At 50.7% G+C, this 14,697-nt stretch carries 12 protein-coding genes; 2 read left to right on the top strand and 10 right to left on the bottom strand.

The features are described from left to right. Nucleotides 1-70: 70 nt before the first annotated feature. From amtB to IG609_RS14810, 5 genes are all read right to left on the bottom strand, one after another. A complete protein-coding gene (gene amtB / locus IG609_RS14790) occupies nt 71-1,357 on the bottom strand; it encodes an ammonium transporter AmtB (RefSeq protein WP_167469165.1) in 1,287 nt (428 codons plus the stop codon). A 39-nt stretch (nt 1,358-1,396) separates the two neighbouring features. Beyond that, entirely contained in the window at nt 1,397-1,735 is a 339-nt protein-coding gene (gene glnK, locus IG609_RS14795; protein WP_002208627.1) for a P-II family nitrogen regulator, read from the bottom strand. Nucleotides 1,736-2,095: 360 nt separating this feature from the next. After that, the gene (locus IG609_RS14800; RefSeq protein ID WP_193397546.1) at nt 2,096-3,874 is read right to left on the bottom strand and encodes a SmdB family multidrug efflux ABC transporter permease/ATP-binding protein; all 1,779 of its coding nucleotides are present in this window, start codon (nt 3,872-3,874) and stop codon (nt 2,096-2,098) included. Further along, entirely contained in the window at nt 3,867-5,636 is a 1,770-nt protein-coding gene (locus IG609_RS14805; RefSeq protein WP_193397547.1) for a SmdA family multidrug ABC transporter permease/ATP-binding protein, read from the bottom strand. The genes IG609_RS14800 and IG609_RS14805 overlap by 8 nt, the downstream gene beginning before the upstream one ends. A gap of 77 nt (nt 5,637-5,713) precedes the next feature. Further along, complete coding sequence (locus IG609_RS14810) at nt 5,714-6,175, bottom strand: Lrp/AsnC family transcriptional regulator (protein WP_193397548.1); 462 nt, start codon at nt 6,173-6,175, stop codon at nt 5,714-5,716. Between the two features lie 335 nt (nt 6,176-6,510). Here IG609_RS14810 and IG609_RS14815 point away from each other — a divergent pair, with 335 nt between their 5' ends. Both IG609_RS14815 and queC read left to right on the top strand, forming a co-directional pair. Continuing rightward, nucleotides 6,511-7,587, top strand: a complete 1,077-nt coding sequence (locus IG609_RS14815; protein WP_193397549.1) for a PLP-dependent cysteine synthase family protein — start codon at nt 6,511-6,513, stop codon at nt 7,585-7,587. Between the two features lie 159 nt (nt 7,588-7,746). Continuing rightward, entirely contained in the window at nt 7,747-8,442 is a 696-nt protein-coding gene (gene queC, locus IG609_RS14820) for a 7-cyano-7-deazaguanine synthase QueC (RefSeq protein ID WP_193397550.1), read from the top strand. Nucleotides 8,443-8,536: 94 nt separating this feature from the next. Here the strand turns inward: queC and IG609_RS14825 are convergent, their stop codons facing one another. From IG609_RS14825 to lon, 5 genes are all read right to left on the bottom strand, one after another. Further along, nucleotides 8,537-8,935 (bottom strand): YbgC/FadM family acyl-CoA thioesterase, encoded by a 399-nt coding sequence (locus IG609_RS14825; protein WP_193397551.1) that lies wholly within the window; start codon nt 8,933-8,935, stop codon nt 8,537-8,539. A 105-nt stretch (nt 8,936-9,040) separates the two neighbouring features. After that, nucleotides 9,041-9,406: a helix-hairpin-helix domain-containing protein gene (locus IG609_RS14830; protein ID WP_193397552.1), complete on the bottom strand. Its 366-nt coding sequence runs from the start codon at nt 9,404-9,406 to the stop codon at nt 9,041-9,043. Nucleotides 9,407-9,544: 138 nt separating this feature from the next. After that, complete coding sequence (ppiD, locus tag IG609_RS14835; protein ID WP_193397553.1) at nt 9,545-11,425, bottom strand: peptidylprolyl isomerase; 1,881 nt, start codon at nt 11,423-11,425, stop codon at nt 9,545-9,547. 270 nt (nt 11,426-11,695) lie between these two features. Continuing rightward, the gene (gene hupB, locus IG609_RS14840; protein ID WP_005976031.1) at nt 11,696-11,968 is read right to left on the bottom strand and encodes a nucleoid-associated protein HU-beta; all 273 of its coding nucleotides are present in this window, start codon (nt 11,966-11,968) and stop codon (nt 11,696-11,698) included. 194 nt (nt 11,969-12,162) lie between these two features. Then, complete coding sequence (lon, locus tag IG609_RS14845) at nt 12,163-14,547, bottom strand: endopeptidase La (RefSeq protein ID WP_102116768.1); 2,385 nt, start codon at nt 14,545-14,547, stop codon at nt 12,163-12,165. Between the last annotated feature and the right edge of the window lie 150 nt (nt 14,548-14,697).

A 14,697-nucleotide genomic window follows, 5' to 3' on the forward strand; every position in this document is an offset into this window, starting at 1 on the left:
AAACAGGCGTGGAGTTTCCCCACGCCTGCCTACTGTACTCACACGATCTTACTGATTAATTTACGCGATCTTATTGGTTGTAAGCACTCTCGCCGTGGCTGTTGACGTCCAGACCTTCGCGCTCTTGATCTTCAGGTACACGCAGGCCAACAACCATATCCGCGATCTTGAAGGCGACAAATGCCACCACGCCAGACCACACCAGACAAATAATCACGCTAAACAGTTGCACCCAAACTTGGTGTGCCATCGTCACGCCTTCCGCATAGCCAGTACCACCCAGTGATGCTGAGGTAAATACGCCAGTCAGGATACAGCCAACGATACCGCACACGCCGTGAACACCGAACACATCGCACGGGTCATCCACACGCAGCCATCTTTTCAGTACCGTCACGCCCCACAGACCTGCAACGCCACCGGCCAGACCGATGATCAATGCACCGCCGACGCCAACCGTACCCGCTGCAGGCGTGATTGCCACCAGACCAGCGATACAACCAGAGCATGCGCCCAGAAGAGAAGGCTTACCACGTACCATCCACTCACCGCCAACCCATGCTAGAATTGCAGCAGCAGTCGCGACAACGGTGTTCAGGAAAGCCAGAGCAGCGATACCGTTCGCAGCACCGGCAGAACCGGCATTGAAACCAAACCAGCCGATGTACAGAATCGCCGTACCGATAAATACCATGGGCAGGTTATGCGGTTTGAAGGCTTCTTTGCCAAAACCAGCACGTTTACCCAGCAGGTAAGCCCCCACCAACCCAGCAACCGCAGCGTTGATGTGAACCACCGTACCACCAGCGAAGTCCAACGCACCATCCGCAGCAAGATAGCCACCGCCCCATACCATGTGCGTCATCGGCAGGTAGGAGAACGTCAGCCACAGCGCAACGAAGATCAGCACCGCAGAGAAACGAATACGCTCAGCAATCGCACCGACAATCAGCGCGACGGTGATGCAGGCAAAGGAAGCCTGATAGGCCACATGTACAAATTGATAATAGGTGCCGCTGATGGACTCAATCCCGATGCCTTTCAGCATAAAGGTGCTGAAACCACCGAAGAAAGCATTCCCTTCACTGAACGCTAGGCTATATCCGTAAACCACCCACAGGATACAAACCATCGCGAACGTTACGCTCACCTGTGTCATCATGGACAGAACGTTCTTAGAACGAATCAGGCCGCCGTAAAACAGTGCAATGCCCGGTATAGTCATAAAGAGTACCAGCGCGGTACAAATCATAATAAAAGCGTTATCCGCTTTATCAATCGTCGGTGTCGCAGCCATTGCCCAGGACGGGAGTAATGCCGCCACACCGAGACCTAATGAAGAGAGTCGTTTTTTCATTTTCATCCATCCCTATTTACGTATCTACGCTAGGTGTTGTTAAAGTGCGGCTTCGTCAGTTTCACCCGTACGAATACGGATAACTCTTTGCAACTCGGCGACAAAAATTTTGCCGTCACCAATTTTCCCGGTATACGCGGCTTTGCTGATGACATCGATCACTTCATCCAGTTGATCGTCTGCAATTGCGATATCAATTTTTACCTTGGGTAAAAAGTTAACGCTGTACTCCGCGCCGCGATATAGCTCCGCATGCCCTTTCTGACGACCAAATCCTTTCACCTCAGTGACGGTGAGTCCCTGGATGCCGACAGAAGATAACGCTTCACGTACATCTTCCAGCTTGAATGGTTTTATCACCACAGTAACCAGTTTCATTTATCTTCCCCCTAGCCATTACGTTCAGGCTTTCGCCCGTCACTTGTTCGATTACATGCTCTATGAAGTCGGTCTACGTCATGACTAAAGCAAAGAGTGTGCCATAAATTATTTATCTGACATAAATCAGGAAAGAGAACGCGATTAACGATAAGAAAGGGCAAAAGGAAAACAGTATGGGAAAGAAATGCAGGAAGATTTGGGCAAAAACCGCACCAATACAGTGCATGAAGAGTGTTTTCAGTGCAACTCGGGGGGGAGCCAGAATCACGATGCTTATTGATGGTGCGAAGCCACGAATAGACTGTCGGTCTGCACCACACAAGGCGGTGCAGACCGAGATACTATCCCAGATCAGTCTCAGTGCGCAGGACAAGCCTCAGTGCTAGTGGCTGCAAGATCCTCTCCGGCAAGTTGCAATTGATACATTTGATAATAGCGCCCCTGCTGTTGCAGCAGTTGCTCATGCGTTCCCCGCTCAACGGTTTGCCCATGATTGAGAACCATAATCGTGTCGGCCTCAACGATAGTGGAAAGCCGATGGGCGATGATAATTAAGGTCGTTTGTTCCCTGATAATGCGCAGCGCCTTTTGTACCGCCTGCTCCGTACCCGAATCAATATTCGCCGTCGCTTCATCAAGAATCAGGATTTTAGGCGTTTGCACCAGTACTCGCGCAATCGCCAGCAGTTGCTTCTGTCCAGTAGACAGGTTATTCCCCTGTTCACCAATGCGCGTGTGCAATCCTTCAGGAAAAGCCCGAACCAGTTCGGCAAGCTGCACCACTTCCAGCACGTGCCAGACGGCCTCTTCGCTGATATCACGCCCCAGCGTTACATTCACAAACATGGATTCCGCCAGCACAACTGGATCCTGTTGCACCATTGCCACATTTTGGCGCAACACCGCATGGGAGAGCGTCGACAGCGGACGGCCATCAAGCTGAATCTCACCCTCATCTGGCGCGTAATACCCCATAAGCAAACTGGCTAGCGTACTTTTCCCACTGCCGGTATGCCCTACCAGCGCGACGAATCCGCGCTCTGGTATCGTCAGAGAAATATTCTGTAGCACACGTTTTTCTGTGCCATACGAGAAAGAAACTTCATCAATATCGACGCGCCCAGTCGCCAGAGGACGCTCATCATCGCCATAGCGCTGCTTTTTGCCATCCATCAATTCAAAGATACGCTCACCAGCGACGACCGCCTGCTGTAACATGGACTGCTGGGTTGTCAGTTCAATCAGAGGTTCATTCAGACGGCCCAAATAGTTGATAAACGCGTACAAGACCCCGACGCCAACCGATCCCATTGAGCTGAAACCGAATTGGATTAACAAGCCACACAGCACCATCGCGGCAAACAGGCTCAGTAGCGGCCGCAACAGGAAACCTTCTAGACGCAGGGCCTTCATCCGCGCTTTATAATGTTCATAGCTGGCTGCGCCCAGTTTCTTGCCAAAGCGAGCCTGCTGACGAAACTGCTGAATAACGCCCATGCCATTAATTACTTCATTGAAACCATCATTAATGTCGGCCAGATAGCTCCGCACCTTGCGCACAATCGGCGTACTAAAACGATGGTACAGCACCATAACTGTCGCAACCGCAGGGAAAATCATCAACGCAACCAGCGCCATCTGCCAGTTCAGACTGAACATCGCCACCAACATGGCACCAACCAGCGCCGCACTGCGTAATACCGTTGACACCACCATGACGTACAGGTCTTTAACCACCTCGGTGTCATTGGTGACGCGTGAAATCAGTTGCCCAACGGGTTGCGTATCAAATGTACTCAACGGCTGGCGCAACGCCGCATCCATCACATCAATGCGCAGTTGCTGGACGACACCGACCGCAACGCGGTTGAACAGCAGCGTCTGAAAATAGTGTAGAGAGGCCGCCAGAATTTGTAGCAGGATATAGGCCATTGCCAAGCCAGCCGCAATCGCCAGCGGAAAGTGGCCTTTTGCCACCAGATCGTCAATAAAATAGCTCACCAATATAGGGCCGGAAACTTCTGCGGCGGCAGCAACCCACAACATCACGACACCTGACATCAGCGGTTTTCGCCAGGGGGAACCATAGGCCAGCAGACGTTTCAGGGTTGGCCAAAACTGTTGAGGGCTATTCATTTTTCGTTCCTTCCAACTGCGGCACATCATCCAGCGCCGCCTCCAACTGTTGATAACGGTGCATATCCCGATACCAGCCGGGTTGTGCCGCCAGCATCCGATGTGTGCCACGCTGCACCGTTTGTCCTTGCTGCAACACCACGATTTCATTCGCTTCGGTTAAGGCTGACAGACGGTGTGCACTGATGATCAGCGTCCGCTTTTCGCCCCATGTTTTGAGATTCTGCAAAATCTGGTGTTCCGTTCGTCCATCAACCGCAGACAGCGCATCGTCCAGCACCAGAATTTCAGCATCCAGCAGTAATGCACGGGCAATCGCGATCCGCTGTTTTTGACCGCCTGATAACATTACGCCGCGCTCTCCGACCTCCGTCTGATAACCCTGAGGCAAACGCAGAATGTCGTCATGAACGCTGGCAAGGCGTGCCGCCTGTTCAATCTGTTGTTGGGTAGCATCAGGCCGACCCAGTGCGATGTTTTGCGCCACCGTATCGGAAAACAAAAAGGGCATTTGCCCCACAACGGCAAAACGGCTCCGAAGTTCATCTAACCGAATCGCGCTCAATGGACGATCGTGATAACGAATCTCTCCCGACTGAGCATCGAAATGACGCAATATCAACGCCAGCAGCGTACTTTTCCCCGACCCGGTCGGCCCACACAGCCCCAGCATATTGCCCGGTGCCAGCGTAAACTGAATATGTTGTAAAGCATCACGAGTAGTATCTGGGTAGCGAAACGCAGAGATATTCACGTCCAGCACGCCCCGCTCGGCAGGCAAGGATTCCTCACCGTCTTTCACCACGAGATCTTCCGCAAGCAGTTGACGAATACGGCTATATGCCGCACTACCACGCTCAACAATATTAAACATCCAGGCCAGCGCCAACATCGGCCAGATCATTAACCCCAGGTACATGACAAAGCTGGTCAACAAGCCTAACGTCAGCGAGCCGTTAATCACCATCCAACTGCCGCCGCCAATCGCCAGCAAATTCGACAGCCCGACGGCAATATAAATGGTGGGATCAAAGCGGGCATCAACGCGGGCAACATGCATATTTTTGGCACCAGCATCCGCCGCAACCTGTGCAAAACGCGCGGACTGATAGTTTTCCAACCCGAAGGCTTTAATCATCCGAATGCTGGTCAAGCCTTCCTGCGCCTGATCGTTAAGCGAAGAAAACGCGGCCTGTGCTGATTTAAAACGGTTATGCAGTTGGGTGCCGTAGCGTTTGATGAAAATCGCCATGACCGGCATCGGAAGTAGCGCCAACAGGGTCAGTTCCCAACTGATTTGAGTACACATGACAACCAGTACGGCACACCCCATCACCATTGAATCGACCAGTGTCAGCACGCCCTCTCCGGCGGCAAAGACCACGCGATCGACATCGTTAGTCGCACGCGCCATCAGATCGCCGGTTCGGTGACGTTGATAAAATGCCGGATGCTGACGGCTCAGTTGGCGGTAAAAATCCTCTCGTAACTCAACCGCCAACTGGTATGACGCTCCAAACAGAAACACGCGCCACACGTAGCGCAGCAGATAGACCATGACGGCGGTCAGCAGCATCACGCCAATCCACTTCATCATTTCAGTCATCGACATGCCGTGCTGCGTCACACCATCGACAATTACGCCGACCAGTTTAGGGGGCAGCAATTGCAGAATAGCAATCGAAATCAATAGCGCCACAGCACCCAGATAACGCCGCCATTCACGGCGAAAATACCAACTCAGTTGAGCAAACAGTCTCACGCGGTTTTCATTCCAATAGCCAGAGGATCATGACAGACTCAGACAAGTGATTATACAAAAGACGGATATACGATGAATCACAGGGATAAGGGCAATGCCGTGGTATGTTTGATTCGTTCCATAGCAAAGCTAGATGTTACATCGACCAGTCCGGGAATACCATTCACCAGCCGCTTATAGAAATCATCATAGCTTTTCATATCAGCAACCTGAACCTGCATCAGGTAATCGTATTCGCCAGCCATACGATAGAAAGCCAGCACCTCCGGCATGTCAGACACTACGCGGGTGAAAGTCTGATACCAGTCGCGGTTGTGCTGTTGCGTCTTCAATAAGACAAACGCCGTCAGCCCTAACCCTAGGCGTTCATTATCCAACAGCGCCACCCGAGCCCGAATGACCCCTTCTTCTTCCAGACGCTTCAGTCGTTTCCAACACGGCGTGGATGTCAGATTAACCGCCTCGGCCAGCGTCTGTAGCGAAAGCGTGCAATCCTGTTGCAGCATATTCAGCAGTGTGCGATCAATTTTATCTAACATAGTTTTACCCAATATAGCGCTGCCGATAGAAAAATTTCCCCACTCTCTCTCATTAAGAGAGAAAAGTAATGTTCTTCCCGCCCAGAATCATGGTGATAGCATTATTGGCAACATCGACATAGCGATGACCTTACCGACCCTCGTTGCGCCCCCCCGCTGTTATCATAATTTTAAAGATAGCAACTCGCCATTCGCCTCAGTAGAAAAAAATCTACATATAAATAACAAAAGGGTAAATAATTCCCTTAAATTAGCCAAAAAGAGATAAAAAGATAACTTTTTTATCCTAAAAACTCGTTACTCTATTCACATCACTGTCTAACCGAGTTTTTATCATGACCAATGCCTGGGTTAAAAATGCCATCAGCGCTATCGAAGCAGATTTTCAGCGTTCGGCTGATACGCATCTCATCCGACTGACACTGCCAGATTATCCGGGTATCTATTTTTACCTCAAAGATGAAAGCACACATCCCAGCGGCAGTCTGAAGCATCGTCTGGCACGTTCTTTGTTTCTCTACGGACTGTGCAACGGTTGGATTAAAGAAGGCACGCCGATTATTGAAGCGTCATCCGGCAGCACGGCCGTGTCAGAAGCCTATTTTGCACGTTTGCTTGGCCTGCCGTTTATCGCCGTCATGCCTTCCTGCACCGCAAAAAGAAAAATCGAGCAAATCGCTTTCTATGGCGGGCGCTGCCATTTTGTCGAACAGGCGGGACAAATCTATGCGGCATCTGAGCAGCTCGCGCAAGAGATGAACGGCCATTATATGGATCAGTTCACCTACGCAGAACGCGCTACCGACTGGCGCGGCAACAACAATATTGCTGACAGCATTTACCGCCAAATGGCACGTGAACCGCATACCGTACCGGATTACATTGTGATGAGTGCAGGAACGGGCGGTACGTCAGCAACGCTCGGTCGCTACATTCGCTATCAGGGGCTGGATACACAACTGGTCGTCGTCGATCCAGAAAACTCCGTCTTCTACGACTGTTACCAACAGCGGGATCGCTCCATTACTGGCCCGTGCGGCAGTCGGATCGAAGGTATTGGCCGTCCGCGTGCCGAACCGTCTTTTATTCCTGACGTCATTGATAGCATGATCAAAGTGCCGGATGCCGCCAGCATCGCCACACTGTACTGGCTGGAAAGCGTGTTAGGCCGCAAAGCAGGCGCGTCTACCGGCACCAACGTTTGGGGAATGCTGCAACTGGCCAAAGAGATGGTGAACCGAGGCCAAAAAGGTGCGCTCGTGACTCTGCTCTGCGACAGCGGCGAACGCTATCTGGACACCTACTACAACAGCCGTTGGGTAGAAAAAAATATCGGCGACATAAGTCCTTATCTCAATGAGCTAAACAATCCAGAGATATATCAGCTTTCGCCAGAATCCAGCTTGACGTGAGGCTCGCCTACGCAGCACGCTGTCCCAGCGCTGAATGCGGGCTACTTTTCAGGTAACGTGATTTTTCAGATAACCGAGTTTTTCAGGTAAAATAACGGCTTTACACCGCAGTGCGTTGCAGACGTATTGCGGTTAACGTCGCGTTAAGGTGAATGAAAAATGAAGCGTGCTGTTGTCGTTTTTAGCGGTGGACAAGATTCCACGACCTGCCTGATTCAGGCCCTGCAAGATTATGATGACGTCCACTGCATCACCTTCGATTATGGGCAACGCCACCGCGCGGAAATCGATGTCGCTCGGGAACTCAGCCAGAAACTGGGGGCAACGGCGCATAAGGTTCTGGACGCCGGTTTGCTCAACGAACTCGCCACCAGCAGTCTGACGCGCGACAGTATCCCTGTTCCCGATTACGACGCCAATGCACAAGGCATCCCCAACACCTTTGTTCCAGGAAGAAACATCCTTTTCCTGACGCTCGCCGCAATCTACGCCTATCAGGTTGGTGCAGAAGCCGTGATTACCGGTGTATGTGAGACTGATTTTTCCGGTTACCCAGATTGTCGCGATGAATTCGTCAAGGCACTGAATAAGGCTATTGTTTTAGGTATTGCCCGCGATATCCGTTTTGAAACCCCGCTGATGTGGCTTAATAAGGCAGAAACTTGGGCGCTGGCGGATTATTACCAGCAACTTGATACCGTTCGTTACCACACGCTAACCTGTTATAACGGCATCAAGGGTGATGGGTGTGGTCAGTGTGCCGCCTGTCATTTACGAGCAAACGGGCTCTCACAATATCAAAACGACTCCACTGCCATCATGGCATCGCTGAAGCAGAAAGCAGGATTACGCTGAGACTTCACGTCGCTACGCAGAACTCTACATGCAGAACCATCACGCCATGTAAAAAACAGGCCACACCGTACAGGTAGTGGCCTGTTGCTTCATGTTAACGGCGAATCTCGTTTAGGTGTTCCAGCAGTTCTCCCTCCAACAGCAGTGCTTTTTGCGTCAATAAATCGATGCAGACAAACGTCAGCGTGGCATCGGCCACGTCGCCTTCATCAGACACTCGGGTTATCTTCTGGCTGAGCACGCCACTTTTCGTATTCATCTGTAGTAGCTCGCTATCAATACGCAGCACGTCACCGAGAACGGCAGGCTTGCGATAGTTGATATTGATGTTCACTACGACAAAAGCGACATTGTTGCTATGCATCCAGCCAAAAGCAGGCAACGTTTCCAGCCATTGCCAACGCGCCTCTTCCAGAAACTCCAGATAGCGCGCGTTATTAACATGCTGATAAACATCAATGTGATAACCACGAACGGTAATGAAAGTCTGCATAGCGATAATACTCCTGTGACAACACCAATAACTGGTATGACCTGATAATTAGCCTAGCAGAGGTTCGCAGCCCAGAGGAAGTGCACGACTGGGCTGCGACTGACATCACAGTTTTAAGCGAGAGAGATTTCGTTCAACCAACGCAGCCCCAATTCCCGGGACCTCAGTTAATTGATCGATCTGAGTAAAAGGACCATTTTGCTCGCGATAGGTCACGATCGCTTCCGCCTTTTTAAGGCCGACACCGTTCATTATTTCCGCCAAATCAGCAGCGGTTGCTGCATTAATGCTTACCTTATCCTCATCACCATCAGGAAGCGTTGCTTTTTCCGCTTTCTGATCTGCTGGCGCAGACTTCACCGCTGTTGCCGTACTGTCGGCGGCTTTAGGTGCCGCCTGACTCAGTAATGGCAACCCAGACAAGCTCATCCCAATGATTAAGCACAGTGCTTTTATTCCTGATTTTTTCATGCTGTTTCCTCCTTGTGTGTGACAGCACGGCTACCTTGCCGCAGACTCATCAACACCGCAAACAGCAGAATTTAAATGTGGAAAAGGCCGCGAAAGCGGCCTTTTGTTGTTGCAACGATTTGCAAATTTTTGCGGAGCTTATTGCTGTTCTTGCGCCGCATTGCCCATCTTGATTTTCGCTTCACTGCGTAAGCTGGACAGCAGAGAATCAAACAGCGCGCCCAGAGAACCTTGCTGAACCTGGCTAGCAAACTGTGTTTTCTGCTCATCGTTTAGCTGATGTGGCGTCACGCTATCCAGCGCGACCAGCACGACATTACCGGCTTGATCCTGAGTAATAGCATAAGATGGCTTATCTTTCTCCGGATGTGGCATAGCAAAGATTGCTTCGGCCGTTGCATCACCCTGAGAGATAGAAGACATCGTTTTTGCCTCGCCAAAGCTCAGGCCCGCAGCTTTAAGCGCATCATCTTTACCTTGCTTCAGTTCAGCCAGAATTTTTTCAGCGTCTACTCGAGTCTGCTGTTCAGCCTTCTGACGTTTCAGCGTCTCTACGATCTCAGTACGAACCTGATCCAGAGGGCGAGTACTTTCAGACTTGTGCTCAGTGATACGCAGAACGAAAGCACGATCGCCGTCGACGTTAATCACATCGGAGTTGTTGCCCGCAGCACCGTTTTCGCCCAACAGCGCACCGCTAAAGATAGCCTGCGTTACTGGCTGGAAGTTCAGCGCAGCGGGAACTTTCTCACGCGTAAACCAGTCGGTCTGCGTGGCTTTCACACCAGCAGCTTCTTCTGCTGAAGCCAGAGACTCGTTGTCATTGCTGGCCGCTTCGCTGACTTTTTGTTGCAGCGCATAGTAACCATCCTGCGCTTTCTCGTGCTTCACTTTCTCAGCGATCTCGGCACGCACTTCGCTCAGCGGTTTGACCTGCTGCGGCTGAACATCATCCAGACGTACAATCAGATAACCAACAGAGGATTTAATCGCTTCGGAAACCTGACCTTTCTCCGTCAGTTTTGCCTGCTTCAGCTCATCAATCATGCTGTTTTCGTCCATCCATCCCAGATCGCCACCGTTGCGGCGCGAGATAACGTCCGTTGATTTTTCTTTCGCCAGCGTAGCGAAATCACCACCTTGCTTCAGCGCATCCAGAATAGACGCTGCATCGGCCTCATTCTTCACCTGAATAACGCTGAATTTTTTGCGCTCAGGTTGGGAATAGTCGCTCTTGTTCTGCTCGTAGAAATCGTTGATGGCAGCATCGTCTACTTTCACTCCGTCCATGATGCTTGCCGCATCCAGCGTGATATAGCTGACTTTGAATTCTTCTGGTGCGATGAAATTCCCTTTGTTTTGATCGTAATAACTCTGGACTTCATCGTCAGCAACCGTCTGGGCTTTCGCCTTGGCAGCAATATCAATGGTTGCGACACGGACAACGCGATCTTGTGCAGCCAGTTTCACCAGATTATCGATCTCCTGCGGCAGCAGGAATGCAGTATTGCCAAAGCCGCGAATCAACTGCTGTGAAGTCAGTTGTTTACGCAGCATCTGAGCATACATATCCGGTGTGACGCCAAGGCGACGAACCTGATCCAGATACTTTTCATTATCAAAACGGTTGTTGGTCTGAAACGCGGGAACGTCAAAGATCGCCTGTTTGATTTGCTCATCACTGATGTTCAGTCCCAGCTTGTTGGCATACTGGTCCAGCAAGGTTTCATCAATGAGTTGGGAGAGTGCCTGCCTACGTAATTGCTGCATGTAACCGTCATTACTCGCCAGAAGAGAGAAATTCTCCCCCAAGGCTTCCTGTTGACGACTGCGTTCGTTCTGTACCGCCTGCTCAAGCTGTGCGCGGGTAATATCCTGCCCGTTCACCTTTGCAGCGTAATCTCCTGAACCACCAATAAGATAATCACCAACGCCAGTTAGAACGAATGATGCGATGATCAAAGCAAGAATAATTTTGAGCACGACGTTATTCGCGGCCGTACGTAAATTGTCCATCATAATGTGACAACACTCCGCTGTAGAATGGATAAAACTCCCTGCGCTGGCCGGAGCCATGCATCCTTGCGATTGCTATAGCCCAATACAAGGCTAGGGCGCACTTAAGCTTATTGCCCGCCACGTTCTGCCATGTGTCGGGTATGTAAAATCCTATATAAATAAAAGGCACATCATAAAATGATGCGCCTCGTATCTTACCCTACCAATATCATTGCGTCAGGTATTGTTTGGCACCCAAAGTGGTTATCCGCCAAACCTGTGACGTAATAATCAGTTAACGGCGTCTTTCAGCGTTTTACCAGCACGGAATCCTGGTACTTTCGCCGCAGGGATACTGATTTCCTTACCCGTTTGCGGGTTACGGCCGGTACGAGCAGCACGTTCACGCACTGAGAAAGTACCAAAACCGACCAAAGCAACATCATCCCCTTCTTTCAGGGATTCGGTAACGGAACCAATAATTGCATCCAACACACGCCCTGCTGCCGCTTTGGAAATATCAGCATCTGCGGCAATTTTGTCGATCAATTGTGACTTGTTCACTCTGTCATCCCCTCTGGAATTCTCTTATCGCGCTTCAATATCCCAAGACGCGACACGTGACTTATTATCAATACTGTCATGCCTAGCCAGTTATGGCTAAAACTAACAGTGCACTAACTTAGCGGTACAAAAAAAAGCTGGCAAGCACGATTTCACTCACCAGCCCTGATTTTCTCAAGGGTTTTTGCGACAGGTCACTCTTTTACCTTGGCTTTGGGCTTGGCTTTAGGCGTCGAGACCACCTGCATGCCAGAAGGCGCATTCAGCAATGCGAGTGCCAAGACTTCCTCGATACGTTTCACTGGATGGATTTCCAGATCGGCAATCACGTTCTGTGGGATATCTTCCAGATCGCGCTTGTTGTCGTCAGGAATCAAGACCGTCTTGATACCACCACGGTGTGCAGCCAGCAGTTTCTCTTTCAGACCGCCAATCGGCAGCACCAGACCACGCAGGGTAATCTCGCCCGTCATCGCTACATCTGCACGCACCGGGTTCCCAGTCAAACAAGAAACCAACGCGGTACACATCGCGATACCCGCACTCGGACCATCTTTCGGCGTCGCACCTTCTGGAACGTGAACGTGGATATCACGTTTCTCGTAAAAATCAGCATTGATGCCTAATTTTTCTGCACGAGCACGAACCACAGTAAGCGCAGCCTGGATCGACTCCTGCATAACTTCACCCAATGAACCGGTATAAGTCAGCTTACCTTTGCCCGGTACGCAAGCAGTCTCAATCGTCAGCAGATCCCCGCCAACTTCCGTCCAGGCCAGTCCAGTCACCTGACCTACGCGATTTTCATCATCCGCACGGCCATAGTCAAAGCGCTGTACCCCAAGGAAATCCTTAAGGTTATCGCCCGAAATCTGGATATGCTTAGTGGATTTATCCATCAACAGCGTTTTTACTGCTTTACGGCACAGCTTGGAGATTTCACGCTCGAGGCTACGCACGCCAGCTTCACGCGTGTAATAACGGATAATGCCAACAATCGCGCTGTCTTCTACCGACAGCTCGCCATTTTTCAGCGCATTACGTTCGATCTGTTTTGGCAGCAGATGCTGTTTGGCGATATTCAGTTTTTCGTCTTCGGTATAACCAGAAAGACGAATGACTTCCATACGGTCAAGCAACGGTGCCGGGATGTTCATCGAGTTAGACGTCGCAACAAACATCACATCGGACAGATCGTAGTCAACTTCCAGATAGTGATCGTTAAACGCCACGTTCTGCTCAGGATCGAGCACTTCCAGTAGGGCAGAAGCGGGATCGCCACGCATGTCAGAAGACATCTTGTCGATCTCATCCAGCAGGAATAGCGGATTTTTCACACCAACTTTTGCCATCTTCTGGATCAGCTTGCCGGGCATTGAACCGATATAAGTACGACGGTGCCCGCGGATTTCTGCTTCGTCACGCACGCCTCCCAGCGCCATGCGCACATACTGACGTCCAGTCGCTTTAGCGATAGACTGGCCGAGCGAGGTTTTACCCACGCCAGGCGGCCCCACCAGACACAGGATCGGCCCCCTGATCTTGCTGACACGGCTCTGTACTGCAAGATATTCGAGGATGCGTTCTTTTACGCGATCCAGACCATAATGATCGGTATCCAGCATTTCCTGCGCTTTCAGCAAGTCTTTCTTCACTTTGCTGCGTGCATTCCACGGTACCTGCACCATCCAGTCGATATAGCTGCGCACCACTGTCGCTTCCGCTGACATCGGTGACATCATTTTCAGCTTTTGTAATTCTGCTTCGGCTTTCTCACGCGCGTCTTTCGGCATTTTCGCCGCTTCAATCTTGCGTTTTAACGCTTCAAGTTCATCCGGTGCGTCATCCATCTCACCCAGCTCTTTCTGAATAGCTTTCATTTGCTCATTCAGATAGTACTCACGCTGGCTTTTTTCCATTTGCTTCTTAACGCGGCCACGAATCCGTTTTTCTACCTGCAACAGGTCGATTTCGGATTCCATCATCGCCATCAGGTACTCCAAACGTTCAGTAATATCGAACATTTCAAGTACAGACTGCTTATCAGCCAATTTCAGCGGCATGTGCGCAGCAATGGTGTCGGCCAAACGCGCAGCATCATCAATGCTGTTCAGAGATGTCAGCACTTCCGGCGGGATCTTCTTGTTCAGCTTGATATATCCCTCAAACTGATTGACCGCCGTGCGCATAAGCACTTCTTGCTCACGCTCATCAATCGCTGGGGAATCAAGATATTCTGCGTGTGCAGCGAAATGTTCACCGCTGTCAGAAAGCGTCGTAATACGCGCACGCTGTAACCCTTCGACCAGCACTTTTACCGTGCCGTCCGGCAGTTTCAGCATTTGAAGAATTGAAGCTACCGTCCCTACCGAGAAAAGATCGTTAATACTTGGCTCATCCGTTGAGGCTTCTTTCTGTGCCACCAGCATGATCTTCTTATCATGATCCATTGCGGCTTCAAGGCACCGAATCGATTTCTCCCGACCAACAAACAACGGAATGACCATGTGCGGATAAACCACCACATCGCGCAATGGCAATACGGGGATTTCTATGCGTTCGGAACGCTCAGGGTTCATAGAGCTCTCTCTTAGTTTCGTTTCCGCCAGGTTATGGGAATCTCGTGAAACGCGGTTTTCACGGGTTTCATCAAATAGGTATTTGAGTATATGGGGATAAATGTCTCACATTCAACGACCAGCATGCGTGTAAAAAGAAATGGGGGATAA

Origin of the sequence: Pectobacterium quasiaquaticum (genome assembly GCF_014946775.2) — a bacterium.
Lineage (GTDB): Bacteria > Pseudomonadota > Gammaproteobacteria > Enterobacterales > Enterobacteriaceae > Pectobacterium > Pectobacterium aquaticum.

Coding starts and splice junctions, on each gene's coding strand:
- amtB (WP_167469165.1), bottom strand. CDS start 1,357: ATGAAAAAACGACTCTCTTCATTAGGTCTCGGTGTGGCGGCATTACTC.
- glnK (WP_002208627.1), bottom strand. CDS start 1,735: ATGAAACTGGTTACTGTGGTGATAAAACCATTCAAGCTGGAAGATGTA.
- IG609_RS14800 (WP_193397546.1), bottom strand. CDS start 3,874: ATGAATAGCCCTCAACAGTTTTGGCCAACCCTGAAACGTCTGCTGGCC.
- IG609_RS14810 (WP_193397548.1), bottom strand. CDS start 6,175: ATGTTAGATAAAATTGATCGCACACTGCTGAATATGCTGCAACAGGAT.
- IG609_RS14815 (WP_193397549.1), top strand. CDS start 6,511: ATGACCAATGCCTGGGTTAAAAATGCCATCAGCGCTATCGAAGCAGAT.
- queC (WP_193397550.1), top strand. CDS start 7,747: ATGAAGCGTGCTGTTGTCGTTTTTAGCGGTGGACAAGATTCCACGACC.
- IG609_RS14825 (WP_193397551.1), bottom strand. CDS start 8,935: ATGCAGACTTTCATTACCGTTCGTGGTTATCACATTGATGTTTATCAG.
- IG609_RS14830 (WP_193397552.1), bottom strand. CDS start 9,406: ATGAAAAAATCAGGAATAAAAGCACTGTGCTTAATCATTGGGATGAGC.
- ppiD (WP_193397553.1), bottom strand. CDS start 11,425: ATGATGGACAATTTACGTACGGCCGCGAATAACGTCGTGCTCAAAATT.
- lon (WP_102116768.1), bottom strand. CDS start 14,547: ATGAACCCTGAGCGTTCCGAACGCATAGAAATCCCCGTATTGCCATTG.